Consider the following 25,113-nt stretch of genomic DNA (forward strand, 5'->3'; position numbering starts at 1 on the left):
TCTGTGGGAGCAAAGCTTGCTCGCGATAGCGGTGGTTCAGTCAATGAAGATGTTGGATGTGCCGGCCTCATCGCGAGCAAGCTCGCTCCCACAAAGGGACTCTGGGTGCACATGGATATAGTGCCTGCTGAAGATCCAGTGTGGGAGCGAGCTTGCTCGCGATAGCGGAGTGTCAGTTGATAGACGTGTAACTGACATGACGCCTTCGCGAGCAAGCTCGCTCCCACAGGATTCGTCGCCTGCCCGTTCATGCAAATGATCGGGGCTTTTCGGTGTGTTTATGAATGCTTCTCGATAACACACGGCATAATGCGCACCGTGATGAACAGTATTAGATGAACAAGGCGGGCGACGTGTTGAAGAAAACCCTGATCCAGTTGCACTGGTTTTTCGGCATCAGTGCCGGGCTGGTCCTGGCGTTGATGGGCGTTACCGGGGCGGTGGTGTCGTTTCAGGATGAAATTCTGCGGGCCTTGAACCCGCAGGTGCTGACGGTCGAGAAGCAACCGGCCGGCGTTTTGCCGCCCGCCGAGCTGGTGGAGCAGATCGAAGCCGCTTCCGGCAAGACCGTCGCCATGCTCTGGGTCGAGACCGACAGCGGCAACGCCGCGCGGGTGATTTTCGCGGCGCCTCCTGGGGAAAAACGTGGCGCCATGCGCTATTTCAACCCCTATACCGCACAGTTCATGGGTGAGGTGACCGGCCAGGACTTCTTTGCCCTGATGCTCAGGCTGCACCGCGTCCTGACCCTGGATGACGTGGGCCGGCAAATCACTGGGGCCTGTACGTTGATCCTGGTGTTCTTCTGCCTGTCCGGGCTGTACCTGCGTTGGCCGCGCCAATGGAAAAGCTGGCGCGCGTGGCTGACCCTCGACTGGCGGAAGAAAGGCCGCAGCTTCAATTGGGACCTGCACTCGGTGGCGGGCACCTGGTGCCTGGTGTTTTATCTGCTGGCGGCACTGACCGGGCTGACCTGGTCCTACGAGTGGTACAACAAAGGCGTGACCCGCCTGCTCTCCGATTCGCCGAAAGAGGAACGGGTGCGCAATCGCGGCCCGGCGCCGAGCGGCCCACTGCCCGTGGCCGATTACCGGGCCATGTGGAGCAGCATCTACAGCGCCGCCGGCCCGGGCCTGTCCGCCTATAACGTGCGCATGCCGCCCGTGGCCGGGCAGCCGGCGACTGTGTTCTACCTGCTGAACAACGCACCCCACGACCGGGCGCTGAACCAGCTCACTCTCGACCCGGCCACCGGCGTCATCAGTCGGCACAGCCGCTACAGCGACAAGAGCCTCAAGGCGCAGTTGCTGACCAGTGTCTATGCCCTGCATATTGGCAGCTACTTCGGCCTGGTCGGGCGGATCCTGGTGACCGTCGCCGCGCTGACCATGCCGCTGTTCTTCATCACCGGCTGGTTGCTGTACCTGGACCGGCGCCGCAAGAAGCGCCACGTCAGAAACGCCCGCCAGGCCCTCATCGCCAACCCGGGCAATGCACCGGCCTGGCTGATTGGCTTCGCCAGCCAAAGCGGTTTCGCCGAGCGACTGGCCTGGCAGACCGCCGGCCAACTCCAGGCCGCCGGCTTGCCCGTGAACGTCCAGCCATTGGCCAGTGTTCGCGAGCAAGACCTGAACAACGCCACCCACGCGCTGTTTGTCGTCAGCACCTTTGGCGACGGCGAAGGGCCGGACAGTGCCCGTGGCTTCGAACGCAAGGTGCTGGGCCAGGCCTTGAGCCTGGAGCGCTTGCAGTATTCGGTGTTGGGCCTGGGTGACCGGCAATATGAGCACTTCTGCGGCTTTGCCCGGCGTCTGCACGCCTGGCTGGCGGAACACGGCGGCAAGACCCTGTTCGCGCCGGTGGAAGTCGACAGCGGCGATCCTTACGCGTTGCGTCACTGGCAACAACAACTGGCCGAACTGACCGGCCAGGCGCCCGCAGAGACCTGGCAGGCCCCCCGTTTCGAAAACTGGACACTGAGCCAACGCACCCTGCTCAACCCCGACAGCAGCGGCTCGGGCGTGTACCTGCTCGGCCTCAGCGCCCCCGGGCCGAGCAGTTGGCTGGCCGGTGACCTGGTGGAAATCCTGCCGCGCAATGACCTGTGGATCATCGAACATTTCCTCGATGGCCTCGGCCTCTCCGGCCAGGCGCGCGTGCAAGTCGACGGCCTGCCCCAGAGCCTCGACCAGGCCCTGGCGACCCGCCAGTTGCCGGAAAACCGCGCCCATCTGGTCGGCCTGCATGCCCAGGCACTGGTGGATGCGCTGGCACCGCTGGCGATCCGCGAATACTCCATCGCCTCGATCCCGGCCGACGGCGTGCTGGAGCTGATCGTACGCCAGGAACGTCACGCCGACGGCAGCCTGGGCGTGGGTTCCGGCTGGCTGACCGAACACGCACCGCTGGGCAGCGCCATCAGCCTGCGGCTGCGCCGCAACAGCAGCTTCCACCTGCCGCCCCAGGGCGTGCCGATGATCCTGCTGGGCAATGGCACCGGCCTGGCGGGCCTGCGCAGCCTGCTCAAGGCGCGCGTCACCGAGGGTATGCAGCGCAACTGGCTGCTGTTTGGCGAACGCAACCGCGAACACGACTTCCACTGCCGCGATGAGCTGCAGGAATGGGTGACCTGCGGCGACCTGGAACGCCTGGACCTGGCTTTCTCTCGGGATCAGAAGCAGAAAGTCTACGTCCAGGACCGCCTGCTGGAATCGGCCGCGCTGCTCAAGCAATGGCTGGCCGACGGCGCGGTGATCTACGTCTGTGGCAGCCTGCAGGGCATGGCATCCGGGGTGGACCACGTGCTCAACAACGTGCTGGGGCGCGAGGAAGTGGAGCGACTGATCGAGCAGGGGCGGTATCGGCGGGATGTCTACTGACAGACACCCATTTTAAGTACCCCTTGTGGGAGCAAAGCTTGCTCGCGATAGCGGACTTTCAGTCAGCCATTTATTGACAGATATACCGTTATCGCGAACAAGCTTTGCTCCCACAGAGGCTTTTCCCACAGAGGCTCCTGGCGCGACTGACAGTCAAACCGGCTGTAACTTCTTCTCGAACACCGCCACACCTTCCAGGTCCCGCAACACCACACTCATCTCCCCGCTCGGCCCATCGATGTTCACCTCGCCAAAAAACTGATACCCGGCGAACGGCGAGGTGTTCTGGGCCGGAGGAGCTTTCTGGAACACCACTTCCGGGCCGAAGGTCTTGTCCAGGGCATTGGGCCCGAAGCTGCCGGCGTTCAACGGCCCGGCGACGAACTCCCAGAACGGTTCGAAATCCTGGAAGGCGGCCTGTTCGGGGTGGTAGTGATGGGCGGCGCAATAGTGCACGTCCGCGGTGAGCCAGACGTAGTTGCGCACCTGATGTTTGCGCAGGTAACCCAGCAGTTCGGCGATCTCCAGTTCACGCCCCTGGGCCGCGCCCGGGTCACCGTTGGCGACCGCTTCCCAACGCGGCACGCCGGGGCTGACCTCACCATCCGGCACACCGAGGCCAATGGGCATGTCGGCGGCAATGACTTTCCACTGGGCACGGGATTGCTTCAATTCGCGCTTGAGCCAATTCAATTGCTCACGCCCCAGGAACGGTTTGGCCACGCCGAGGTTGGCGTCGTTGGCTTCGCGGTAACTGCGCATGTCCAGTACGAACACATCCAGCAGCGGCCCGTAACCGAGCTTGCGGTAGATCCGTCCACCGCCGTCGGCCTTCTGCCGGCGCATCGGCGCGTATTCCAGCCAGGCCTGGCGCGCACGCCCCACCAGGCTGTGGATATCCTTGGTCTGGTAACGCTCGTCCAGTTGCTTGCCCGGCGACCAGTTGTTGACCACCTCATGGTCGTCCCACTGCCAGATCTGCGGCACCTCGGCATTGAAACGGCGTACGTTTTCGTCCATCAGGTTGTAGCGATAGTTGCCGCGATACTCATCCAGCGTCTCGGCGACCTTGCTCTTGGCGTCGGTGGTGAGGTTGCGCCAGATGCGCCCACCCTCGGCGGTGATTTGCGCCGGCACCGGGCCGTCGGCGTAGATAGTGTCGCCGCTGTGGATAAAGAAATCCGGCAGGCGCAGGCGCATGGCTTCGTAGATGCGCATGCCGCCGATGTCCGGGTTGATCCCGAAGCCCTGGCCGACGGTGTCGCCGCTCCAGACGAAACGGATGTTGCGCTTGAACTGCGGCACGCTGCGCAGGTGGCCGAGCCAGGGTTCGCTGGCAACGCCGCTCTGGGCGTCTTCGAAATGCACACGGTAGAAAATCGCCTGGTCGCGGGGCAGCCCGGTGAGTTCGACCCGGGCGGTGAAATCACTGCGGGCGTCGGCCATGGGCGAAACGACACGCCGCGGATTGCTGAACTTGCTGCGGGTGTCCCACTCCACCACCATCCGCGCCGGACGGTCGCTGCGGCTCCAGATCATCGCCCGGTCGCCCTGCAAGTCGCCGGACTGCACACCGTCGGTGAGCAGCGGACGATCCTTGACCGAAGCGATCACCGCCGGCGCCAGCCCCGGCAACAACAACCCCGCCCCCACGGCTTGCATCACACGACGACGGCCCAGGTCGAATTCGCTCATGGTGTTCTCCCCAAATAGGGAAACTTAAGCATGGCTCTGTGAAGTGGCTGTGACAGAAATTTTATGACACCCCAAAACCACTGTGGGAGCGGGCTTGCTCGCGAAAGCGGTGTATCAGCCGACAAAAATGTGGTCTGACACTCCGCTATCGCGAGCAAGCTCGCTCCCACAGGTAGGGTGGTGTGACTTAAATCAGGCCTTCGCCGGCTCCAACGCCATCTCCACCACATCAGGCCGCTTGAGCAGCGCATACGCCACCCCCGTCAGCAGGCTCCCCGCCACGATCGCCAGCAGGTACAACAACGCATGGTTGATGGCGTTGGGGATCAGCATCACGAACAGGCCGCCGTGGGGGGCCATGAGCTTGCAGCCGAAGTACATCGACAGCGCACCGGTCAGCGCACCGCCGGCGATGCTGGCCGGGATCACCCGCAGCGGATCCTTGGCCGCGAACGGGATCGCGCCTTCGGAAATGAAGCACAGACCCAGCACCAGCGCCGCTTTACCGGCCTCGCGCTCGGTCTGGGCAAATTTGCGTCGGGCGATGAACGTGGCGATGCCCAGGCCAATGGGCGGCACCATGCCGGCGGCCATGGCCGCGGCCATCGGCGCATAACTCTGGGAAGCCAGCAGCCCCACCGAAAACGCGTAGGCAGCCTTGTTGATCGGTCCGCCGAGGTCGACGCACATCATCGCCCCCAGCAACACACCCAACAGAATCGCATTGGTGGTGCCCATGCTGTCGAGGAAGTGGGTCAGAGCGTCGAGCATGCCCGCCACCGGTTTGCCGACGATGTAGATCATCACTAGGCCGGTGAACAGGCTCGCCAGCAGCGGAATGATCAGGATCGGCTTGAGCGCTTCCAGGCTTTGGGGCAAACGCGCGTAGCGGTTGATCGCCTTGGCCGCGTAGCCGGCGAGAAAACCGGCGATGATCCCGCCAATGAAGCCAGCACCCAGAGTGCTCGCCAGCAACCCGCCGATCATGCCTGGCGCCAGGCCTGGCCGGTCGGCGATGGAATAGGCGATGTAGCCGGCCAGCAGCGGCACCATCAATTTGAACGCGGTTTCGCCGCCAATCTGCATCAGCGCGGCCGCCAGGGTTCCAGGCTCCTTGAAGGCCTCGATGCCGAACACAAACGACAAAGCGATCATCAAACCACCGGCCACCACCATCGGCAGCATGAACGACACGCCCGTCAGCAGGTGCTTGTAGGCACCGCTTTTTTCCGCTTTCGCCGGCCCCGAGGCGGCACCACTCGCCGCGCTTTCCTGCCGCCCTTCGGCCAAGGCTTTTTTCAGCGTGGCCTCGGCCTGTTTCAAGGCAATGCCGGTGCCACAACGATAAATTTTCTTGCCGGCAAAACGTTCGGTGGCGACTTCGATATCAGTCGCCAGCAGTACCACATCGGCCTCGGCGATTGCCTCGGGGCTCAACGGATTACGCGCGCCCACCGAGCCTTGGGTTTCGATCTTCAGGTCGTAACCCAAGCGCGCCGCCGCCTGCTGCAAGGCTTCGGCAGCCATGAAAGTGTGGGCGACGCCGGTCGGACAAGCCGTGATCGCAACCAGGCGTGGAGCGCGCTCGGTCGAAGTCGCCGGTTCTTGCGCGAATACGTCGGCCTCGCCCAGAACCTCAGCCTCTTCGGCGCCGCGACGCAGCACCGCATCAACGTCCTGAAGAGCCAGGGCCGGTGTGCTGCGGAACACCCGCTTACCAACAAACCGCGACACGTCCACCGGGCCGCTGGCGACCAGCAACACCCACTCGGCCGCTTCGAGTGTCGCGGCCGACAACTGGCGTTCCGGATGGGCCGCGTCATGGACCTCGACACTGGTGCTCCAACCTTGGCGCTGCGCCGCGGCGTCCAGCAGGCGGGCGCACAACACACTGGTAACCATGCCGTTCGGGCAGGCCGTCACAATGGCTAGTTTCATTCTTGCGAACCCTCTTATTGTTCTGTCAGGGGGCGCACGCGCACGCCCTGTTCAAGCGACGCCAGCAACGCGGTGTCGTGGATGCCAAAACCGATCTGCGTGACCGCCATGGCGGCGATGGCCGTGGCGGTGCGCAGCGTCTGTTCCGGGGTGTCGGCACTGAGCAGGCCGTGGAGCATGCCCGCCAGCAGCGAATCCCCGGCCCCCACGGTGCTGGCGACGCTGACCTTGGGCGGCGAGGCATGCAGCGCCGCACCGACACTGAACCAGTTCACGCCATCGGCACCGTGGGAAATCACCACATGCTCGACACCCTGGGCATGCAGGCGCTGAGCCGCTTGTGCCTGGGCCACTTCGCTCACCACCTCGCAACCCAGCGCATCGGCCAGTTCCTCGGTGTTCGGCTTGATCAGCCATGGCCCCGCCGCCAGGGCAACGCGCAAGGCTTCGCCACTGGTGTCGAGGGCCACGTTCAGGCCGAGTGTCTTCAAGCGGGTGATCAATGCCTGCAACCACTGCGGGCTGACGCCCCGGGGCAAGCTGCCCGCCACCACGACCACGTCATGGCCGGGGGCGATTTGCTCCAGTCGCGCCAACAAGGCCTGCTGTGCGGCGGCGTCGACCACCGGGCCCGGCCCGTTGAGGTCAGTGATGCGCCCGTCCTGCTCGGCCAGCTTGATGTTGCTGCGGGTTTCGCCGGGGACGCGGATAAAGGCGTCGACAAAACCCCGCTGGGCGAACAGCGTCTCGAACACCTGGGCATTGTCTTCGCCCAGAAAGCCACTGACCGTCAGCGTATGGCCGAGATCGGCCAACACCTGGGCCACGTTCACGCCCTTGCCGGCGGCGTGGGCGTGCATGCCGTCGCTGCGGTTGACCTGGCCCGGCTCCAGGCGCGCCAACTCCACCGTGAGGTCGAGCGCCGGGTTGAGGGTCAGGGTAAGAATCTTCGCCATTACAGCGCCTCCACTAATGCGCGCACGTCATCGGCGCTGCCCACGGCCAAGGCCGCTTGGGCCAGGGTTTGTACTTGCGCCAGGCTCAACTCGCGGACCCGCGCCTTGACCTCGGCAATGCTGCGGGCCGAAACGCTCAGTTCGTCCACGCCCAGGCCTACCAGCACCGGCACCGCCAGCGGATCGGCCGCCAGTTCGCCACACACACCGACCCACTTGCCATGAGCATGGGCGGCACGCACGGTGATGTCGATCAGTTGCAGCACGGCCGGATGCAAGCCATCGGCCTGGGCCGAGAGGGTCGGGTGACCACGGTCGATGGCCAGGGTGTATTGCGTCAGGTCGTTGGTGCCGACGCTGAAGAAGTCGACTTCCTTGGCCAGCACCGGCGCCAGCAACGCGGCGGACGGGATTTCGATCATGATCCCCAGTTGCAGGTCCGCCACCGGGATTTCCAGGCGCAGGCGCTCGGTCATGGCCCGGGCCTGGCGCCACTCATCGACGCTGCCGACCATCGGGAACATGATCCGCAGCGGACGGCTGTCCGCCGAGCGCAACAAGGCCCGCAGTTGCGCTTCCATCACCTGCGGACGTTGCAAGGTCAGGCGGATGCCACGTACGCCGAGGAACGGGTTTTCTTCTTTCGCAATCGGCCAGTACGGTAACGGCTTGTCGCCGCCCACATCCAGCGTACGCACCACCAGCGGCCGACCGGCCAGGCCATCGAGCACCTTGCGGTATTCGGCTTCCTGGGTCGCTTCGTCCGGCGCTTGGTTGTGGGCCATGAAAATCAGTTCGGTGCGCAACAGGCCAATGCCTTCGGCGCCCTGCTCCACCGCACTGGCGACACCGGCGCTTTCGCCAATGTTGGCAAACACTTCCACGGCATGCCCGTCACGGGTCACTGCCGGTTCGTGACGTTGCTGCGCGGCGACCTTGAGGCGCTGTTCGCGGGTGTCGCGCTCTTCCTTGGCGCGCTGCAACGTGGTGGCGTCAGGGTCTACGTGCAGGCGGCCGCGCTGGCCGTCCAGCAGCAACGAGGTGCCCGGTGCCAGCAGCAACACCGCCGCACCGGCGCCCACCAGCGCCGGAATGCCCAGGGCGCGGGCGACGATGGCGCTGTGGGCGGTGGCACCGCCACGGGCAGTGAGAATCCCTGCCACACGGGCCGGGTCCAGGCGAGCCACGTCGGACGGGCCGACTTCGTCCATCACCAGGATGTAGGGTTGCTCGGGTTCGTTCGGGGTTTCGACGCCACACAGTTGCGCCAGCACTCGACGGCCGACGTCTCGCAGATCGGCGGCGCGTTCGGCCAGCAAGGCATCCTGCAAGGCTTCCTGCTCTTTCGCGGCGGCTTCGATCACGCCCATCCACGCTGCCTGCGCACTCTCGCCCAGCTTCAAGCGGGTGTCGACTTCGTCGCTCAGCTCCGGGTCGTCGAGCATTTCCTGATGGGTGATGAAGATCTCGCGGATGGCCTTGGCCTTGGCGCGCTCGATCAGGCCTTGGATGTCCTGGCGCACCTGGTTCAAGGCGTTCTGCAGGCGCTCGCGCTCGATGGCTGCCGACTCACCGCGCAGTGGATAGTCAATGGCCTGCAAGACCTGGATATGCGCCGGGCCGATGGCGATGCCCGGGGCGGCGGCGACGGCCTGGATCAGGCTGCCGGATTCGGGCGCCAGCATGACGGTCGCAACTTCCGCCATCACGGTTTCCCGTGGCGCACTCGGTGGCGGCAGTGGTTCAACTTCTTCGCCAAGGCCTTCTTCAATGGCCGCCAACAGTGCCGGCAACGCATCGGCGGCAATGCTCGGCTCGGCGATGAATTCCAGGACCTGGCCGCGACGGGCGCCCAGGCTCAACAGCTTGCTCAAGCTCTTGACCGACACGGCGCTGTCCTGGCCGTCGACGATACGTACGCGGATTTCGCCTTCGAAACTTTTCGCCAACTGGGCGAGGATCTTCGCCGGACGCGCATGCAGACCATGGGCATTGGCCAGGCCGATGCGCGCGCTGGGCCAGTCGGCGGGCAATTCGCCGCCGAGCACTTCCAGCACCTTGCGGCTGCTGGTGGCGCGGCCCAGTTCGTGGCCACGGCCTTCGATCAGCAAGGCGCAGAGCCGTTCCAGCAAGGCCTGGTGGGCCTCGCCAAGGCTGGCGAGGCAGAACAGACCGCTCAAGGGTTGGCCCAGGTAACGGATGGGTTTGTCCGGGGTGACGAACGCCAGGCCCGGGCGCTTGACGGTCTGCTCGCTGTGCAGCCACCACAAGCCATCGCCCAGGGGCAGCGCATCGACTTGCTGCAACACGCCGGCAAAGCCGTTGCTCACGCAATCGGCCTGGCGCAACAGGCGGGCGCCGCGCCATACCAGCTCTTCAAAATCGTCAGCCGACACACCGAGGCCGATCATCTGGGCATCCAGGGCCAGTTCCTGCGGCGCGCCTTGCAGCAGCTTCAGCAAGGCTTCGGCGGAACCGGCACGGCGCAGGGCCTGGCCCAGGTCCGTCTCGCCGAGGGCGCGGGTCAGCAGTTGCAACAGGCGCAGGTGTTCGTCGGACTTGGCAGCAATGCCGATGGCCAGGTAGACAATCTGACCATCGCCCCAGTCCACGCCTTCGGGGAATTGCAGCAGGCGCACGCCGGTGGAATAGACCAGGTCGCGGGTCTGCGGGGTGCCGTGGGGGATGGCAATACCTTGGCCAAGAAAGGTCGAACCCTGGGCTTCGCGAGCCTGCAAGCCGGCGAGGTAACCCTCAGCCACCAGGCCATCGGCCACCAGTTTGTCGGCGAGCAGTTGCAGTGCAGCGTCTTTATCCACAGCCGTCTGCGCCATGGATATCTGCTCTAGAGTGAGCTCGAGCATGCTTTCTCCTTTTTGGCGACCGGGTTGGCGCCAGGTATTGTTTTGAATGAATCAGCTTAGCGTTACAGGACGGCTTTTGGCGGTATCGCGGCAGCACGGCCAAAAATCCTGCTAGCCTTGAAAATACGCTTGCTGAAACGTTTAATCTAGAAAGATTGGCACGTTACTCGATAATCTCTCATCGTTGAAGTGCAACTTGTCGTAAGCGCTTGGACGGTAACCGTCGGCTTGAATCGGGTAGGATGGCCCTTATCGTCGGGGCTAACTCGAAAAAACAAGGAAAACCGGGTTGAAACTCAGTGATATTGCCCAACTGGCCGGTGTGTCCGTGACCACCGCCAGCTATGTCATCAATGGCAAGGCCGAACAGCAACGCATCAGCAGCGCCACCGTCGAACGGGTGCGGGCGGTGGTCGAGGAGCACGGCTTCACGCCCAACCCCCAGGCCGCCGGGCTGCGCAGCCGGCATACGCGGACCCTGGGCTTCATCCTGCCAGACCTGGAAAACCCCAGTTACGCCCGCATCGCCAAGTTGCTGGAACAAGGCGCACGGGCCAGGGGCTATCAGTTGCTGATCGCCAGTTCCGATGATGCGCCCGACAGTGAGCGGCAGCTATTGCAATTGTTCCGCGCCCGGCGCTGCGATGCGCTGATCGTCGCCAGTTGCCTGCCGGCCGGCGACGACAGCTACCTGCAATTGCAGGCCAAGGGCATTCCGATCATCGCCATCGACCGGGTGATGGAACCGGCGCGGTTCTGCTCGGTGATCAGCGACGACCGCCAGGCCAGCCTACACCTGACGCGCAGCCTGCTGGAAACCCACCCGCGGCAAATCGCCTTGATCAGCGCCCGTCCCGAATTGAGCATCAGTCAGGAACGGGCCGCCGGTTTTCGCGAAGCCCTGGCTGGGTTCGAGGGCCAGGTGTTGATCGAGCATGGCGAGTCGTTCAGCCGTGAATGCGGTCGTCAGTTGATGGATGAAATGCTCGCGCGCCTGGGGCACCTGCCCGATGCGCTGATCACGACATCTTACGTGCTGCTGCAAGGGGTGTTCGACGCCCTGCACGATTTCCCGCTCAAGACGCGTCCGCTGCGCCTGGGCACGTTTGGTGACACGCAATTGCTGGATTTCCTGCCGCTGCCGGTCAATGCCATGTCCCAACAACATCAGCTGATCGCCGCCAAGGCCCTGGAACTGGCCCTGGCGGCCATCGAAAACGATGACTACCAGCCTGGCGTGCAGGCCATCGCGCGGACGTTCAAGCAGCGGATCCACCAGGGCTGACGTTTCTTCAGGATTGATGCATGGAGTTGATCGACACCCACACCCACCTGGACTTTCCGGACTTTGACGCGGACCGCCCGGCGCTGCTGGCCGAAAGCCGCGCCTTGGGCGTGCGGCAAATGGTGGTCCTGGGGGTGTATCGGGACAATTGGCAGCGGGTCTGGGACCTGGTGCAAAGCGACCCGGACCTGCATGCCGCCCTGGGCCTGCACCCGGTGCACCTCGACCAGCATCAACCCGACGACGTGGCGCTGCTGCGCGACTGGCTGAGCCGTCTGGCCGGGCATCGGCAATTATGTGCGGTGGGGGAAATCGGCCTGGACTACTACATCGAGACCCTCGACCGCGAGCGCCAGCAAGCGCTGTTCGAAGCGCAACTGGAATTGGCCGTGGAGTTTGAACTGCCAGCGCTGATCCACGTGCGCCGCAGCCATGCCGCCGTGATCGCCACACTCAAGCGCATTCGCCCGGCGCGCGCGGGGATCATCCACGCCTTCGCCGGCAGTTTCGAAGAGGCCCGCGAATACATCAAGCTCGGCTTCAAGCTCGGCCTCGGCGGTGCCGCGACCTGGCCCCAGGCCCTGCGCATGCACCGGGTGCTGGCGAAGTTACCGCTGGAGGCGGTGGTGCTGGAAACCGACTCACCGGACATGGCCCCGGCGATGTTTCCCGGCCAACGCAACAGCCCGGCGCATTTGCCGGCGATTTGCGAGGCGCTGGCCGGGATCATGGCGGTGACGCCTGAGCGTCTGGCCGAGGCCAGCACGGCCAACGCCCGCCAACTGTTCAATTGGTGACAGCCTCCTGTGGGAGCGAGCTTGCTCGCGATAGCGGAGTGTCAGGCAACCTGTTTTTGACCGATACACCGCTATCGCGAGCAAGCTCGCTCCCACACTGGACCTGCGGTGAATCAGTGGCGATCACACCCTGAATGCATTGATCAACTGCTTGAGCTGCACCACCTGGGCGGACAGTTCGCGGCTGGCGTTTTCGGTCTGGTGCGCGCCTTCGGCCGTACGTTCGCCAGCTCGGTTGATCTCGACGATGTTCTGGTCGATGTCATGGGCCACGGCCGTCTGTTGCTCCACGGCGGCGGCGATCTGCTGGTTCTGGTCGACGATCATGCCGACCGCACCGAGGATATTTTCCAAGGCCTGTTGGACTTTTTCCGATTGGCCGACCGTGCCACTGGCCATCTCATGGCTGGTGCCCATCGCCTTGACGGCGGCGCCGACTCCGCCGTGCAGGCGGGTGATCATCGCTTCGATTTCTTCGGTCGATTGCTGAGTCCGCTTGGCCAGGGTCCGCACTTCATCGGCCACCACCGCAAAACCCCGACCCTGCTCACCGGCCCGGGCGGCTTCGATGGCGGCATTGAGGGCCAACAGGTTGGTCTGCTCGGCGATGCTCTTGATCACATCCAGCACGCGGCTGATGGCCTGGCTGTCGGTCGCCAGTTGATTGATCACCTGCACCGACTGATCGATCTCGCTGGCCAAGCGGGCGATGCTGCCCTGCTGGGACTCCACCAGCCCGCGCCCGCTGAGGGTCTCGTCGTTCACGCTGTGGGCACTGCTCACGGCAGCGGCGGCACTGCGGGCCACTTCCTGGGCCGTGGCCGACATCTGGTTCATCGCCGTGGCCACCAGTTCGATCTGGCTGCGCTGGCCGGCGACCGCCTGGTTGCTCTGGGCCGATACCGTTTCCACCTGCCCGGCCTGGCGTTCGACTTCCGCGACGGTGCGGCCGACCTGTTCGATCAGGTCATGGATCTTCGCCACCGTACCGTTGAACACTTCACCCAATTCGCCCAGTTCGTCCTTGCTGCGCGCTACAAAATTGACCGTCATGTCCCCCGCCGCCACTTTGTCCATCATCTGGCCGAGGTGCTGGAGGGTGGTGCGGGTCGACGCGTAGAAGCCGGCATACAGGTAAAAAATCAACAGGAACACCGCCACCAGCGCCACGGCTTGCAGCACCATATGGCTGCGATTTTGCTCCAGACGTTGTTGCAACTGCACACCGAGAAAACCCTGGGTCGCTTCGTTCAACCGATAAGTCTGCTCCATCAGGCCGCTGACCTGGTCAAAGAATGCCGACCAGGGCGCATCGAGGGTGTCGGCCATCACCACCTGTTCCTCGATCAGTTCCGAAGCGTTCTTGAGGGTGCTCTTGCTGCTATCGGCCTGGGTGCCAAGGGCTTGTCCGGCCGCCTTGCTGGAGCCGAGGGCGTCCTGCAGTTTCAAGTCGTACTCGCCCTGGAGCTTTTCGATCTGCGCCAGCAACTCGTCGAAACGGGTGCTCGAGGCCGAATTGAGAAAGCCCAGCCCCAATGAAGAGGCGCCCAATGCCCGGCCTTCGCCGAGGATCTGGGTGACCTTGGGGGTGGTGCCGATGATCAATTCGCTGAGTTGACGGATGTCGCTCTGGTTGTCGCGGCTCAGTCCCGCCTGGCTGGCGATGATCTGGCTGAACATCTGGGCGCTGTTGAGCAACTTGCCGATCAGCGCACTTTTGCTCTGCAAGGAACTTTCGGCCTGCTGGGCCTTGAACGCGCCGATCATCTCGTCGCGCTTGGCCTCGAAGGCACTGACCTGCTCAGGCTCGATGGCCATGGCGGTCATGCCTTGCAGGCGCGTGAGGACCTGTTGCTCCAGGCTGCCGATCTTCGCTTCCACATCACCGGCCTTACCGGACTGGCCCAGGCTGGCGTTGATCTGCACCAGGTTGTTGAGGGTTTCCAGGTCTCGGCGCAGGGTCAGGCTGCTGCCCAACAAGTCGAGGCTTTGCAGCTCCACTTGGGTGCCCTGGAATTCCCGATAGGAATCACGCACCAGAAAGAAATTGGTCACCAGCATGGGCAGCAGGAACAGCACGCTGATCAGGCTGAACTTCATGCCGAAGCTCAGGCGGTTCATCAGCGCGACGGCGGGCCAGAGCAAACTCTTCACAAGGAAGTCTCCCGGTAGTGTTCTTATTGTTATGAGCTCGCGCACGGAGACAGCAGAAAGCCACTATTCGGGCGCTGTCCCTGTATAGCCTAAATCGGCGGGGAGATTTGTAACTTAAGGTTAACGAGGTACATCGCCCGTTCCCTGTGGCGAGGGGATTTATCTGTGGGAGCAAGGCTTGCCCGCGATGCAGACGCCGCGATTTCTGAAAGACCGCATCGCTTATCGCGGGCAAGCCTTGCTCCCACAGAATCCCCTCGCCACAAGGAAATGTGTTGGTGTTCTCAGGCCAACACCGTCCACAACGCAAACCCGGCATACCAGAGCACCGCCGCACGCAGCAGCAACTCCCAGAGGCGGTCCAAGCTATTGATGCCATCCGGCCCGGCGACAGGCCTGGGGATTTCGCCAGCCACCAGGCCGACCTTGTCGATGAGGTCGGCGGCGCTGATGTTCCAGTTCAACAACTCATGCAACATGACCCGGCTGACCGCGACGAAATTGCCCACCAGGGCGAAGCTCGCCGCCAGCAACCGCACCGGCACCCAGTCGAAGGCATGACGCATTTGCGCGGCCCGCTCGGCCACGTCGGGGTTCTGGCTGTGCTCGGCGGCCAGCGCCAGCAGTCGATAGCTCAAGGCCGCGACCGGGCCCAACACGAAGTACCAGAAAATCACCGCGAAAAAGCTCTGGTAGGCCTGCCACAACAAATGCCCCTGGACCCGCTCCAGCAACTGCTCACCGTCATCGGCCTCAATGTCCAGGTCGCGCTTGGCCACATGGGCCGCCGCTTGCAGGTCCTCCCGACGCCACGCATCGCGAAACGGTCCAAGGGCGGCCAGCAGATCACCGCGCCCCAGGCTGTAAATCACCACCAGCAAGTGCACCGGCAGCGCCAGCAGACCATAGGCCACCGGCTCCAGCACCCACAAAAGCAATGCCAGCAGTGCCACGGGCAGCAGGACCATCACCGTCAGCACCAGCCAAGGTCGGTTGACCCACCGTGGGCTCGCCTCGAGCTTGTTCAGCTCGCGCAGCCAACCGCCGTCGCGCTGAACCCGCTGGCGCAAGGCCGAGAACTTCTCGATCCAGACGGCCAGCAGCAACACCAGAAAACTCATTGTCCTTCCCCTTCTGTCAGGGCTGCGCGGTAGCGCACCCAGTCGAATGCCGGTCCCGGATCGGTCTTGCGCCCCGGCGCGATATCGCTGTGCCCGCAGATACGCTGCACAGTGATCGCCCTGAACGCCGCTTGCAACTGCCGGGTCAGGTCCACCAATGCCACATATTGCGCGTCGGTGAACGGCAGATCATCCGTGCCCTCAAGCTCGATGCCCAGGGAAAAATCGTTACAGGTCTCACGCCCCTCGAAGCACGAGACGCCCGCATGCCACGCGCGGTCCAGACAAGAGACAAACTGGGTCACGGCGCCGTCACGTTCGATCAGAAAATGCGCAGAAACCCGCAGATCGGCGATACCGACAAAGTAGGGATGTTCCGTGACATCCAGTCGATTCTGGAAGAATTCCTGCACCTTGCCCGTGGCGAATTGTGCCGGTGGCAGACTGATGTTGTGGATCACCAGCAGGGAGATTTCGCCTTCCGGGCGCGCATTGAAGTTGGGCGATGGGCAATGACGCACCCCTTCGCACCAACCGCTCGCGGAGTCCAACTGCATAGAGGTTCCTTCGATGACGACGGTGAATGCCGCCAGTATGCCGTGATCGGACCGGGCTGCGCGATCACTTGCCGCGATTGAGCTGGCGCAGATTGCCCAGCACCGACTCCAGCGCCCGGTCGAACAACAGGGTGTCGTCCAACAGTCGCGCCGCGCCCCGGCGAAACTCCAGGGCCAGGCTGGTGCGGCTGTGCTCCAGCACCTTGAGGCCGGTGCGATTGACGAAGACGTATTTGCCGGTGGCCTCGATGATCGCCGCCAGCTTGCAACGCAGGGTATTGTCATCGTCCTCCTGGAACTCGACCCAACTCCCCAGGTGCAACTGGTCGACCTGCAGCAGGCCGACATCATCCGCCGGCAAATGCACCGCCACGCTCTCTCCCGCCGTTTTTTGCGAGGGGCGCAGGACGATTCTTTCCAACACCTCGACCATCGCCGGCGAATCGAACGACTGGGCCTGTTCCGTTGCCTGGCCCGTGCGTTCGAGGGCCTGCACATGCAGGACTTCCAGCTCACTGAAAAACTCGCTGGTGGCGAATGGGTCGAACGCCGAACGACTCAGGCCTTCACGCAAGGCCTTGAGCAGCTCCGGCACCATCGCCAGTAAACGCAGGCCAGCGTCTGGCTCGTCGTGAGGCTGGACGCTCCAGATCAATTGCTCCAGGGTCAGGACGTCGGCCTGCCACTCGGCGGAATACTTACCGTGCTTGAAACAGGTCAGCAACAGCACCTGGCTCCAGGCCTGCTGCACGAACTCCACCACGGCTTGCGGCAAGACTTTGCCCAGCATCACCTGGTTCAACGCCCCTTCGACCCGATGACGCGCCAGCTCAGCCTTGGCCCGCCCCTCCTCGGCGTCGCGGATACGCTGTTCAAGCAACTCACTGCGGCGCCGCTCATCACTGGTGAAGGCCAGGAAATCGGCCAGCAGCTCGGAGAAAATCGCCGGGTCATCGACGAAATCATTCAGCAAGCGCTGCACGACTTGTTCGATGCGCAGGTACAGGCTGTCGCGCTGATGATCGTCGCAATCGCCCCAGCCCATGGCGGCGGCGGCGATTTCGTTCAGCAGCCGCCGGGCCGGATGATTGCCGCGGCTGAAGAAGCTCTTGTCCTGCACCGCGACCTTGAGCATCGGGATCTGCAGGCGGCCGATCAGGGCCTTGAAAGAGTCTGGGAGGTTATGATCATCGAGGATGAACTCGAACATCATCGAGATCAGGTTGATCACGTCTTCATCGGCGCCTTCAACCACCCGGGACTTGCCGCTCCTGACGCTGACCCGGGTCAACAATTGTTCAAGCTGACTACGCAAGTCGAACTCGTCCTGCACGGCAGGCGCTGGCACGTACTGCTGCAAATGCGAGAGCAGCCGCAGCAGGTCACGGGTAGAAATCGGCTGGGGTGGCACGCTGGCTTCCAGGGTCGGCGCCACGCTGCCACGCACGTGCATCAAGAGTTTCTGCAGGGCGGCGAACACTTCCTGCACGCTGTCGTCGACCTCGGCATCGCTGGGCTTGGCAGCGATCTCGGCGTTGGGCCTGGGATTATCCTGGGGACGATCCGATACCCGGCGCGCCGGCGTCACCTTGAGCTCCGGCAAGACCCCCGTGGCGGCCAGCAATTGGTTGGCCTCGGTATAGAGTTGGTCGCACTCGCTGAGCACATAACGCTCGAAGAGCTTGAGCAGGATCAGCTTGACCTTGATGCCCACCCCCAGATTGCGCCCGGCCTGCAGGAACTTCTCGCACAGCAGTGCCGGGCTCAGGGGGTTGTGCTGGTTGGCCAGCGGTCGGTCCAGCAGCACACCGAGCCGGGCCGTCAGTTGCTCGAGCGCCACGCCATCGCGCCTGAGCACCCGAGTGACCATGGCCTCGACCGCCAGATGACGCTCCAGCTCATCGTGAGAGCGCTGGGTTTGGCCGTCCGGCGCCAGGGTGGGCGCCAAGCTGGCGTGGGTCAGGTCGTACTGGGCCAGGCTGACAAAGGTCTCGAAAAACTGCTCGATGAACTCCCGTTCGATACTTTTACGCTTCAGACGCAGGTCTCGCATGGCCTCGAAATACAGGTTCTGCTCGACGTCGTCGCGCGCCCGGTCGGCCATTTCAAACAAGGTGTCGTCGGCGTTATCAAACAGCCCCTGCAAACCCAGGCGCAACTGTTGGGCGGCCTTGTCGCGAACCTGAAGCAGAATCACAGGCAGGCGGGCGAGCGGCGAGCGACTCGCCTGATCGGTAGGCACCTTGTGCAAAGGCACTACATTCCCGTCGTTGTGCATCCTGGCCTCCTGAAACGGTTTTCGGTTCGCAACGTCAAAGTCATGACGTCAATCGAAAGGCGGATTATCGGGTAAAACAACCCTGTCGTACCAGCAGACTCTGTGATCGAGCTCGAAATACGGCGCAATAAGTGACCGGGAAAATGAGGAAATGTTGCGAGGACGCGACCAAATGCAGGTTTCGACACCCTATAATCAAGCCACTTTGTTTGTGGAGCCCGTTATGCCGAATCTACGCCTCGCCGATCTGACCGCCGAAATCGAAGCCAACGTGCGCCGTGCGTTGCTCGAAGACATCGGCAGCGGCGACATCACCGCGCAACTGATCCCCGCCGAACGCCTGGCCAAGGCCACGATCATCACCCGCGATGCGGCGACCATCAGTGGCACGGCCTGGGTCGATGCCGTGTTCCGGCAACTGGACCCGCGTGTCGCGGTGCACTGGCAAGTGCGCGACGGCGACCGGGCCACCCCCGATCAGGCGCTGTTCCATCTGGAGGGCCCGGCCCGCTCGCTGCTGACCGGCGAACGCAGCGCGCTGAACTTCCTGCAAATGCTCTCGGGCGTCGCCACGCGGGCCCGTTACCTGGCCGATTTCGTCGCCGACACTCAGGTCAAGCTCCTGGACACCCGCAAGACCCTGCCCGGGCTGCGCCTGGCCCAGAAGTACGCGGTCACCTGCGGCGGCTGCCATAACCACCGCATCGGCCTCTACGATGCCTTCCTGATCAAGGAAAACCACATCGCCGCCTGCGGCGGAATCGCCCAGGCCATCGCGGCCGCCCACAAGATCGCACCGGGCAAACCGGTGGAAATCGAAGTGGAAAGCCTGGCGGAGTTGAAAGAAGCGCTGGCGGCCAACGCCGACATCATCATGCTCGACGAACTGAACCTGGACGACATGCGTGAAGCCGTACGCCTCAATGGCGGCAAGGCGAAGCTGGAGGCCAGCGGCGGGATCAACGAAAGCACGTTGCGCCCAATTGCCGAGACCGGCGTGGACTACATCTCGATCGGCGCGATGACCAAGGATGTGAAGGCGGTGGATCTGTCGATGCGCTTGAACCTCTGACAGGCTGACGCCAGGCGATCAGAAACGAAGAGGGTCCGTGACGAGGGAGCTTGCTCCCTCGCCACAGTTTTGTTCTGGTCGCGTTTTTCAGACCACCAGATTATTCATCTCGCAGTACTCATCCCATTCCACACCCAGCACCTCGGCCGCCTCCTTGTGCAACGCAAGGCGCTGCGCCTCGAACTCTTCAGGCGTGCTGGTGTACTTGAGCGTCAACTCCCAAGGCTGCAGCCCCTGGGCTTCGGCCTCATCCTCGAACGCCCACTGGATCTGGTCTTTTTGATCGTCGGCAGGCAAGTCCTTGATCTCTTCCAGCAGTTGGGGCGCATCCAACACGTACTTCTTCAGCGCTTCTTCGTGCCTGGCTTCCTGGGTCAATGCTTTAACGGTCATGGCGTTCTCGTTGATCTGGGGAATGGAAGATGGATCTGGATCATCAAGGATCTCTCTGACGCAAAAAACCGTGTGAAGCCCGGTTTATCTGGCCTTCAGAACCATTCGGGGATCATCTGAAAACTGCTGGGCGATGCACATGCAGGCAACGAATATAGGACGTTTTGCCGACGATTTACACGGTTCTTTACATCTATCCCACAAAAAACCATGTGCATGGGAAACCAGGGGAGCTTTGGAACATCTGTCAAAAAAACCAGTCATAGCGATGTGCCACACAGGCACTTCACAAGGAACCCCAGTGATGCGCAGCTTTTCGAAACGTTCGTCGACCCGGCTTGCTACCGCGACCTTGCTGCTCGGCAGCCTGAGCTTTGCCGGCCTTGCTCAAGCGGCTGTCGAAGTTACCTCCGGTACACCTTTGCCTACCGACACAATCCCCGTGCTCCGCAACTCATTTGATAAAGATGTTCTCATCAAGACCAATATCAGCGTGGGTGACTTGGAAAACTTGCCAGAAGCAGTCAAGGATAACGCCGCCGAACTGGAAAACCAGAAGCGCATCCTCAGCGAGCAGGCCCGCCAGATCGAAGAGTTCAAGCGCAACAGCGGCTCCGGCTCCACCTCCAGCAGCAAGGAGATTGACGAGCTCAAGCGCACGATCAAGGAACAGCAAGACGATCTGAAGGACCTTGGCAAACAAGTGGAAGAACTCAAGCGCAATAGCGGCTCCAGTTCGAGTTCGAGCAACAGCGAGATTTCGTCCCTGAAACGAGAGCTTAGCGATCAGGACAATGAAATGGACAAGCTCAAACGTACCGTCGAGGAACTGAGCAGGAAGGTGAAATAACGAGGGGGGTGGTGCCCGAGACAGGAATCGAACCTGCGACCTTCGCGTTACGAGTGCGCTGCTCTACCGACTGAGCTACACGGGCGGTGGCTAAAACTAGCACCGTCCCCGGTGGCCAGGCAACCTGCCTGGCGGGGATTTTCTTCACATAGCAAAACGCCCCGAACCAGTCGGGGCGTTTGCTTGTTCAGCGGTCAGGCGCGGGGGTGATTAAACGCCCGATGCCTTGGCTGCTGCGACGTCCTTGATGGACAGCTTGATACGGCCGCGGTTGTCCACGTCCAGTACCAGCACTTCCACTTCCTGGCCTTCTTTGAGGATGTCGGTCACTTTCTCGACGCGAGCATCGCTCAGCATGGAGATGTGAACCAGACCGTCCTTGCCCGGCAGGATGTTGACGAAGGCGCCGAAGTCGACGATGCGTTCAACCTTGCCGACGTAGATCTTGCCGATCTCGGCTTCTGCGGTGATACCCAGGACACGCTGGCGTGCTGCTTCTGCCGCTTCCTTGGTTTCGCCGAAGATCTTGATCGAACCGTCGTCTTCGATGTCGATCGAAGCCTTGGTTTCTTCGCAGATTGCACGGATGGTCGCGCCGCCTTTACCGATGACATCACGGATTTTGTCGGTGTCGATCTTCATCGCGATCATGGTCGGAGCATTTTCCGACAGCTCGGTACGGGACTGACCGATGATCTGGTTCATCTGGCCGAGGATGTTCAGGCGCGCTTCCAGGGCTTGGCCCAGGGCGATTTCCATGATCTCTTCGGTGATGCCCTTGATCTTGATGTCCATCTGCAGTGCGGTGACGCCTTTGGCGGTACCGGCCACTTTGAAGTCCATGTCGCCCAGGTGGTCTTCGTCACCCAGGATGTCGGTCAGGACGGCGAATTTCTCGCCCTCTTTAACCAGGCCCATGGCGATACCGGCAACCGGCGCCTTCATCGGCACACCAGCGTCCATCAGGGCCAGGGAAGCGCCGCAGACCGAAGCCATCGAGCTCGAACCGTTGGACTCGGTGATTTCCGATACCACGCGAATGGTGTACGGGAACACGTCAGCGGCAGGCAGCATGGCCTGGACCGAACGACGGGCCAGACGGCCGTGACCGATTTCGCGGCGACCGGCGCCACCCATGCGACCACACTCGCCCACCGAGAACGGAGGGAAGTTGTAGTGCAGCATGAACGGGTCTTTCTTTTCGCCTTCCAGGGTGTCCAGCAGTTGTGCGTCACGGGCGGTGCCCAGTGTGGCAACGACCAGGGCCTGGGTCTCGCCACGGGTGAACAGTGCCGAACCGTGGGTCTTTGGCAGAACACCAACTTCGATGTTCAACGGACGTACGGTGCGGGTGTCGCGACCGTCGATACGCGGCTTGCCGTTGACGATGTTTTCGCGAACGGTGCGGTATTCGATTTCACCAAAAGCGGCTTTGACGTCGCTGGCCGATGGCTGGCCTTCTTCGCCGGACAGCTTGGCAACGACTTGGTCTTTCAGCTCGCCCAGGCGCGCATAACGGTCAGCCTTGACGGTGATGGTGTAGGCCTGGGAGATCGCTTCACCGAACTCGGCACGAATCGCGCCCAGCAGTTCAGTGGCTTCGGCTTGCGGAGCCCAGGTCCAGGTTGGCTTGGCGGCTTCGGCGGCCAGTTCCTTGACGGCGTTGATTACCACCTGGAACTCGTCGTGGGCGAACAGCACGGCGCCCAGCATCTGGTCTTCGGTCAGCTCTTTGGCTTCGGATTCAACCATCAGCACGGCTTCGGAAGTACCGGCCACGACCATGTCCAGGCTCGAAGCTTTCAGTTGCTCGTAGGTTGGGTTCAGCAGGTAGCCGGTGCTTTCGTGGAACGCGACGCGGGCAGCGCCGATCGGGCCATCGAAAGGAATGCCGGAGATGGCCAGGGCAGCCGAGGTACCGATCATCGCAGCGATGTCCGGATCGGTTTTTTTGCTGGTGGACACGACGGTGCAGACAACCTGCACTTCGTTCATGAAGCCTTCTGGGAACAGCGGACGGATCGGACGGTCGATCAGTCGGGAAGTCAGGGTTTCTTTCTCGGAAGGACGGCCTTCGCGCTTGAAGAAACCGCCAGGGATCTTACCGGCAGCGTAAGTCTTTTCCTGGTAGTGGACAGACAGAGGGAAGAAGCCCTTGCCTGGATCGGCTTGCTTGGCACCGACAACGGTCACCAATACGCTGACGTCGTCGTCAACGGTGACCAGCACTGCGCCGGAGGCCTGACGGGCGATACGGCCAGTCTCGAGGGTAACGGTCGACTGACCGAATTGGAATTTTTTGATTACCGGGTTCACGGTGTCCTACCTTCTTTGTGGCTCTTGGGGAACTTGTCTTCTTGCGAAATTCTTGGGCAATGACGGGAATCGGCCCGACGCCTGTCCAGGGTAAAACGTGTATCCAGATAAAACTTGAGGCTGGGAGCCTGCCATGCGCCAGCGGGAAACCCACTGACGTACGACAGACCACCAACCTCTAGCGCAATCGCTGATTAGCGACGCAGACCCAGGCGAGCGATCAGAGCGCTGTAACGGCTCACGTCCTTGCCTTTCAGGTAGTCCAGCAGCTTACGACGCTGGTTTACCATGCGGATCAGACCACGACGGGAGTGGTGATCTTTACCGTTGGCCTTGAAGTGACCTTGCAGTTTGTTGATGTTGTGGGTCAGCAGTGCAACTTGCACTTCTGGCGAACCAGTGTCACCAACAGCTTGCTGGTAGTCAGCTACGATTTGAGCTTTTTCTTGAACGTCGAGAGCCATGAGGCAATCCTTTTAGTCAGGAAACTGTTCCGAGGAAACAGCTTCAACAGGCCAGGGACAAATCCCTGTATCTATAAATGAGTAGTGACCGTGCCTGTTAACAGCCACACTCGCCAACCTGCTGTTACGCAGGCTGGTTCCGGTCATTCCGACCGAATCAGTCGACGCGGCGCAATGCGCCCGTCTTCGCTCACTTCACCGATACCGATGAAGCGACCGTTGTGATCTTGTACCCGGACCATGCCGAATTTCGGCGCATCCGGGGCGCGTACCGGCTGGCCGTTGAGCCAGTAGAACGCGCTGTGTTCCGAGAACTGCAAGAGCGGCCAATCCAGCAAACCGCTGTCCGATGGCATCAGGAAGCGGTCGACCGCTTCGTTGCCGCCTTCGGCATGCACCGCTTCAAGCTCTTCCAGCGTGACCGTCTGGGCCAACGTGAAAGGCCCGGCCTGGGTCCGTCGCAATTCTGCCACGTACGCGCCACAGCCGAGCTGTTCACCAATATCCTCCACCAGGGTGCGGATATAGGTGCCCTTGCTGCAATCCACGGCCAGCCGCGCAGTATTACCGTCGAAGGCCAGCAATTCCAAGCGCGCAATAGTAACAGAACGCGGTTCGCGCTCCACTACTTCGCCTGCACGGGCCAGTTTATACAACGGCTGCCCATCGCGCTTCAAAGCGGAGTACATCGGCGGTATCTGACTGATTTGCCCGCGAAAACCCGGCAAAACCGCTTCGATATCCGCCTGACCAACGGTCACCGGGCGTTCCAGCAAAACCTCGCCTTCGGCATCCGCCGTGGTGGTGGTCTTGCCCAGTTGCGCCAGGGTTTCATAACCCTTGTCGGAATCGAGCAGGTACTGGGAAAACTTGGTTGCCTCGCCAAAGCACAGCGGCAATACGCCGGTGGCCAGCGGATCGAGGCTACCGGTGTGCCCGGCCTTTTCAGCATTGAGCAGCCAGCGAACCTTCTGCAACGCCGCGTTGGACGTGAACCCCAGCGGCTTGTCGAGCAGGATGATACCGCTGACGTTACGACGGATACGTTTGACCTGAGCCACCGATTACTCCTTGGTGTCTTCGGGTTCAGCCGCAACCGGGTGCTGACTGTCTTCAGCCACGGCGCGTTCGATCAACGCCGACAGGTGAGCACCCCGCACGACGCTTTCGTCGTAATGGAAGTGCAGCTGTGGGACGCTGCGCAGCTTCATCTCCCGGGCCAGCTGCATACGCAGGAAGCCGGCGGCCGAGTTGAGCACCTTGATGCTCTGGGCGATTTCTTCGGCGCTGTCCTGGCCCATCACGGTGATGAAAATCTTGGCGTGACCGACGTCACGGCTGACTTCCACTGCGGTAATGGTGACCAGGCCGACGCGCGGGTCTTTGACTTCGCGACGGATCAGCTGGGCCAGCTCGCGCTGCATCTGATCGCCGATTCGTTGGGTACGGCTGTATTCTTTTGCCATGTCTTGTTACCTGTTACTGCCCCACGGT

At 62.4% G+C, this 25,113-nt stretch carries 18 protein-coding genes, 1 tRNA gene and 1 pseudogene; 5 read left to right on the forward strand and 15 right to left on the reverse strand.

All coding sequences use genetic code 11. The features are described 5' to 3' along the window. The first annotated feature begins 353 nt into the window (after positions 1-353). Positions 354-2,879, forward strand: a complete 2,526-nt coding sequence (locus tag AC3A5O_RS18605; RefSeq protein ID WP_487753565.1) for a PepSY domain-containing protein — start codon at positions 354-356, stop codon at positions 2,877-2,879. A gap of 153 nt (positions 2,880-3,032) precedes the next feature. Here the strand turns inward: AC3A5O_RS18605 and AC3A5O_RS18610 are convergent, their stop codons facing one another. The 4 genes from AC3A5O_RS18610 to ptsP all read right to left on the reverse strand — a co-directional run bounded on the left by AC3A5O_RS18610 (position 3,033) and on the right by ptsP (position 10,332). Then, positions 3,033-4,574 (reverse strand): alkaline phosphatase D family protein, encoded by a 1,542-nt coding sequence (locus AC3A5O_RS18610; RefSeq protein ID WP_305469703.1) that lies wholly within the window; start codon positions 4,572-4,574, stop codon positions 3,033-3,035. Between the two features lie 192 nt (positions 4,575-4,766). Next, a complete protein-coding gene (locus tag AC3A5O_RS18615) occupies positions 4,767-6,512 on the reverse strand; it encodes a PTS fructose-like transporter subunit IIB (protein WP_487753535.1) in 1,746 nt (581 codons plus the stop codon). 14 nt (positions 6,513-6,526) lie between these two features. Beyond that, positions 6,527-7,468 carry a 1-phosphofructokinase gene (gene pfkB, locus AC3A5O_RS18620; RefSeq protein ID WP_122569154.1) on the reverse strand — a complete coding sequence of 314 codons (942 nt, stop codon included), beginning with the start codon at positions 7,466-7,468 and terminating at the stop codon, positions 6,527-6,529. After that, a complete protein-coding gene (gene ptsP / locus AC3A5O_RS18625; RefSeq protein WP_305491687.1) occupies positions 7,468-10,332 on the reverse strand; it encodes a phosphoenolpyruvate--protein phosphotransferase in 2,865 nt (954 codons plus the stop codon). Before ptsP ends, pfkB begins: the two co-directional genes overlap by 1 nt. Positions 10,333-10,621: 289 nt before the next feature. Between ptsP and cra the strand changes: the two genes are divergently transcribed. Further along, on the forward strand, positions 10,622-11,617 hold the full coding sequence (gene cra / locus AC3A5O_RS18630; RefSeq protein ID WP_122569152.1) for a catabolite repressor/activator: 996 nt from the start codon (positions 10,622-10,624) through the stop codon (positions 11,615-11,617). Between the two features lie 20 nt (positions 11,618-11,637). Then, on the forward strand, positions 11,638-12,414 hold the full coding sequence (locus AC3A5O_RS18635; RefSeq protein ID WP_305469696.1) for a TatD family hydrolase: 777 nt from the start codon (positions 11,638-11,640) through the stop codon (positions 12,412-12,414). Positions 12,415-12,537: 123 nt separating this feature from the next. On the opposite strand, the gene AC3A5O_RS18640 is transcribed toward AC3A5O_RS18635, so the two are convergent. From AC3A5O_RS18640 to AC3A5O_RS18660, 5 genes and pseudogenes are all read right to left on the reverse strand, one after another. Beyond that, positions 12,538-13,467 (reverse strand): methyl-accepting chemotaxis protein, encoded by a 930-nt coding sequence (locus AC3A5O_RS18640; RefSeq protein WP_431496248.1) that lies wholly within the window; start codon positions 13,465-13,467, stop codon positions 12,538-12,540. After that, positions 13,444-14,535: pseudogene (locus tag AC3A5O_RS18645) on the reverse strand (methyl-accepting chemotaxis protein); the annotation flags it as partial. The gene AC3A5O_RS18640 and the pseudogene AC3A5O_RS18645, both read right to left, overlap by 24 nt. A 317-nt stretch (positions 14,536-14,852) precedes the next feature. Continuing rightward, positions 14,853-15,689 carry a regulatory signaling modulator protein AmpE gene (gene ampE / locus AC3A5O_RS18650; protein WP_122569149.1) on the reverse strand — a complete coding sequence of 279 codons (837 nt, stop codon included), beginning with the start codon at positions 15,687-15,689 and terminating at the stop codon, positions 14,853-14,855. Beyond that, the gene (gene ampD, locus AC3A5O_RS18655; protein ID WP_122569148.1) at positions 15,686-16,246 is read right to left on the reverse strand and encodes a 1,6-anhydro-N-acetylmuramyl-L-alanine amidase AmpD; all 561 of its coding nucleotides are present in this window, start codon (positions 16,244-16,246) and stop codon (positions 15,686-15,688) included. The genes ampE and ampD overlap by 4 nt, the downstream gene beginning before the upstream one ends. A gap of 64 nt (positions 16,247-16,310) precedes the next feature. Continuing rightward, complete coding sequence (locus tag AC3A5O_RS18660; protein WP_122569147.1) at positions 16,311-18,524, reverse strand: DUF1631 domain-containing protein; 2,214 nt, start codon at positions 18,522-18,524, stop codon at positions 16,311-16,313. A 223-nt stretch (positions 18,525-18,747) separates the two neighbouring features. On the opposite strand from AC3A5O_RS18660, the gene nadC reads away from it, so the two are divergent. Further along, positions 18,748-19,596 carry a carboxylating nicotinate-nucleotide diphosphorylase gene (gene nadC / locus AC3A5O_RS18665; protein WP_487753536.1) on the forward strand — a complete coding sequence of 283 codons (849 nt, stop codon included), beginning with the start codon at positions 18,748-18,750 and terminating at the stop codon, positions 19,594-19,596. Between the two features lie 87 nt (positions 19,597-19,683). On the opposite strand, the gene AC3A5O_RS18670 is transcribed toward nadC, so the two are convergent. Then, positions 19,684-19,989 (reverse strand): DUF6388 family protein, encoded by a 306-nt coding sequence (locus AC3A5O_RS18670; RefSeq protein WP_053213286.1) that lies wholly within the window; start codon positions 19,987-19,989, stop codon positions 19,684-19,686. Between the two features lie 304 nt (positions 19,990-20,293). On the opposite strand from AC3A5O_RS18670, the gene AC3A5O_RS18675 reads away from it, so the two are divergent. After that, complete coding sequence (locus AC3A5O_RS18675) at positions 20,294-20,839, forward strand: hypothetical protein (RefSeq protein WP_122569145.1); 546 nt, start codon at positions 20,294-20,296, stop codon at positions 20,837-20,839. A 9-nt stretch (positions 20,840-20,848) separates the two neighbouring features. Here AC3A5O_RS18675 and AC3A5O_RS18680 read toward each other — a convergent pair. The 5 genes from AC3A5O_RS18680 to rbfA all read right to left on the reverse strand — a co-directional run bounded on the left by AC3A5O_RS18680 (position 20,849) and on the right by rbfA (position 25,085). Then, positions 20,849-20,924: transfer RNA gene (locus AC3A5O_RS18680), tRNA-Thr, on the reverse strand. A 125-nt stretch (positions 20,925-21,049) separates the two neighbouring features. After that, positions 21,050-23,155, reverse strand: a complete 2,106-nt coding sequence (gene pnp / locus AC3A5O_RS18685) for a polyribonucleotide nucleotidyltransferase (RefSeq protein ID WP_003197725.1) — start codon at positions 23,153-23,155, stop codon at positions 21,050-21,052. Positions 23,156-23,349: 194 nt separating this feature from the next. Next, a complete protein-coding gene (gene rpsO, locus AC3A5O_RS18690) occupies positions 23,350-23,619 on the reverse strand; it encodes a 30S ribosomal protein S15 (RefSeq protein WP_003197723.1) in 270 nt (89 codons plus the stop codon). Positions 23,620-23,762: 143 nt separating this feature from the next. Then, positions 23,763-24,680: a tRNA pseudouridine(55) synthase TruB gene (gene truB, locus AC3A5O_RS18695; protein ID WP_060739216.1), complete on the reverse strand. Its 918-nt coding sequence runs from the start codon at positions 24,678-24,680 to the stop codon at positions 23,763-23,765. Between the two features lie 3 nt (positions 24,681-24,683). Next, complete coding sequence (gene rbfA / locus AC3A5O_RS18700) at positions 24,684-25,085, reverse strand: 30S ribosome-binding factor RbfA (protein WP_003177871.1); 402 nt, start codon at positions 25,083-25,085, stop codon at positions 24,684-24,686. Between the last annotated feature and the right edge of the window lie 28 nt (positions 25,086-25,113).

Source organism: Pseudomonas sp. Soil_N_39 (assembly GCF_057655955.1).

Bases quoted from the DNA above. Each gene is read 5' to 3' on its own strand.
- AC3A5O_RS18610 (WP_305469703.1), bottom strand. From the start codon at position 4,574: ATGAGCGAATTCGACCTGGGCCGTCGTCGTGTGATGCAAGCCGTGGGG.
- AC3A5O_RS18615 (WP_487753535.1), bottom strand. From the start codon at position 6,512: ATGAAACTAGCCATTGTGACGGCCTGCCCGAACGGCATGGTTACCAGT.
- pfkB (WP_122569154.1), bottom strand. From the start codon at position 7,468: ATGGCGAAGATTCTTACCCTGACCCTCAACCCGGCGCTCGACCTCACG.
- ptsP (WP_305491687.1), bottom strand. From the start codon at position 10,332: ATGCTCGAGCTCACTCTAGAGCAGATATCCATGGCGCAGACGGCTGTG.
- AC3A5O_RS18635 (WP_305469696.1), top strand. From the start codon at position 11,638: ATGGAGTTGATCGACACCCACACCCACCTGGACTTTCCGGACTTTGAC.
- AC3A5O_RS18640 (WP_431496248.1), bottom strand. From the start codon at position 13,467: ATGACGGTCAATTTTGTAGCGCGCAGCAAGGACGAACTGGGCGAATTG.
- ampE (WP_122569149.1), bottom strand. From the start codon at position 15,689: ATGAGTTTTCTGGTGTTGCTGCTGGCCGTCTGGATCGAGAAGTTCTCG.
- ampD (WP_122569148.1), bottom strand. From the start codon at position 16,246: ATGCAGTTGGACTCCGCGAGCGGTTGGTGCGAAGGGGTGCGTCATTGC.
- AC3A5O_RS18660 (WP_122569147.1), bottom strand. From the start codon at position 18,524: ATGCACAACGACGGGAATGTAGTGCCTTTGCACAAGGTGCCTACCGAT.
- nadC (WP_487753536.1), top strand. From the start codon at position 18,748: ATGCCGAATCTACGCCTCGCCGATCTGACCGCCGAAATCGAAGCCAAC.
- AC3A5O_RS18670 (WP_053213286.1), bottom strand. From the start codon at position 19,989: ATGACCGTTAAAGCATTGACCCAGGAAGCCAGGCACGAAGAAGCGCTG.
- AC3A5O_RS18675 (WP_122569145.1), top strand. From the start codon at position 20,294: ATGCGCAGCTTTTCGAAACGTTCGTCGACCCGGCTTGCTACCGCGACC.
- rpsO (WP_003197723.1), bottom strand. From the start codon at position 23,619: ATGGCTCTCGACGTTCAAGAAAAAGCTCAAATCGTAGCTGACTACCAG.
- rbfA (WP_003177871.1), bottom strand. From the start codon at position 25,085: ATGGCAAAAGAATACAGCCGTACCCAACGAATCGGCGATCAGATGCAG.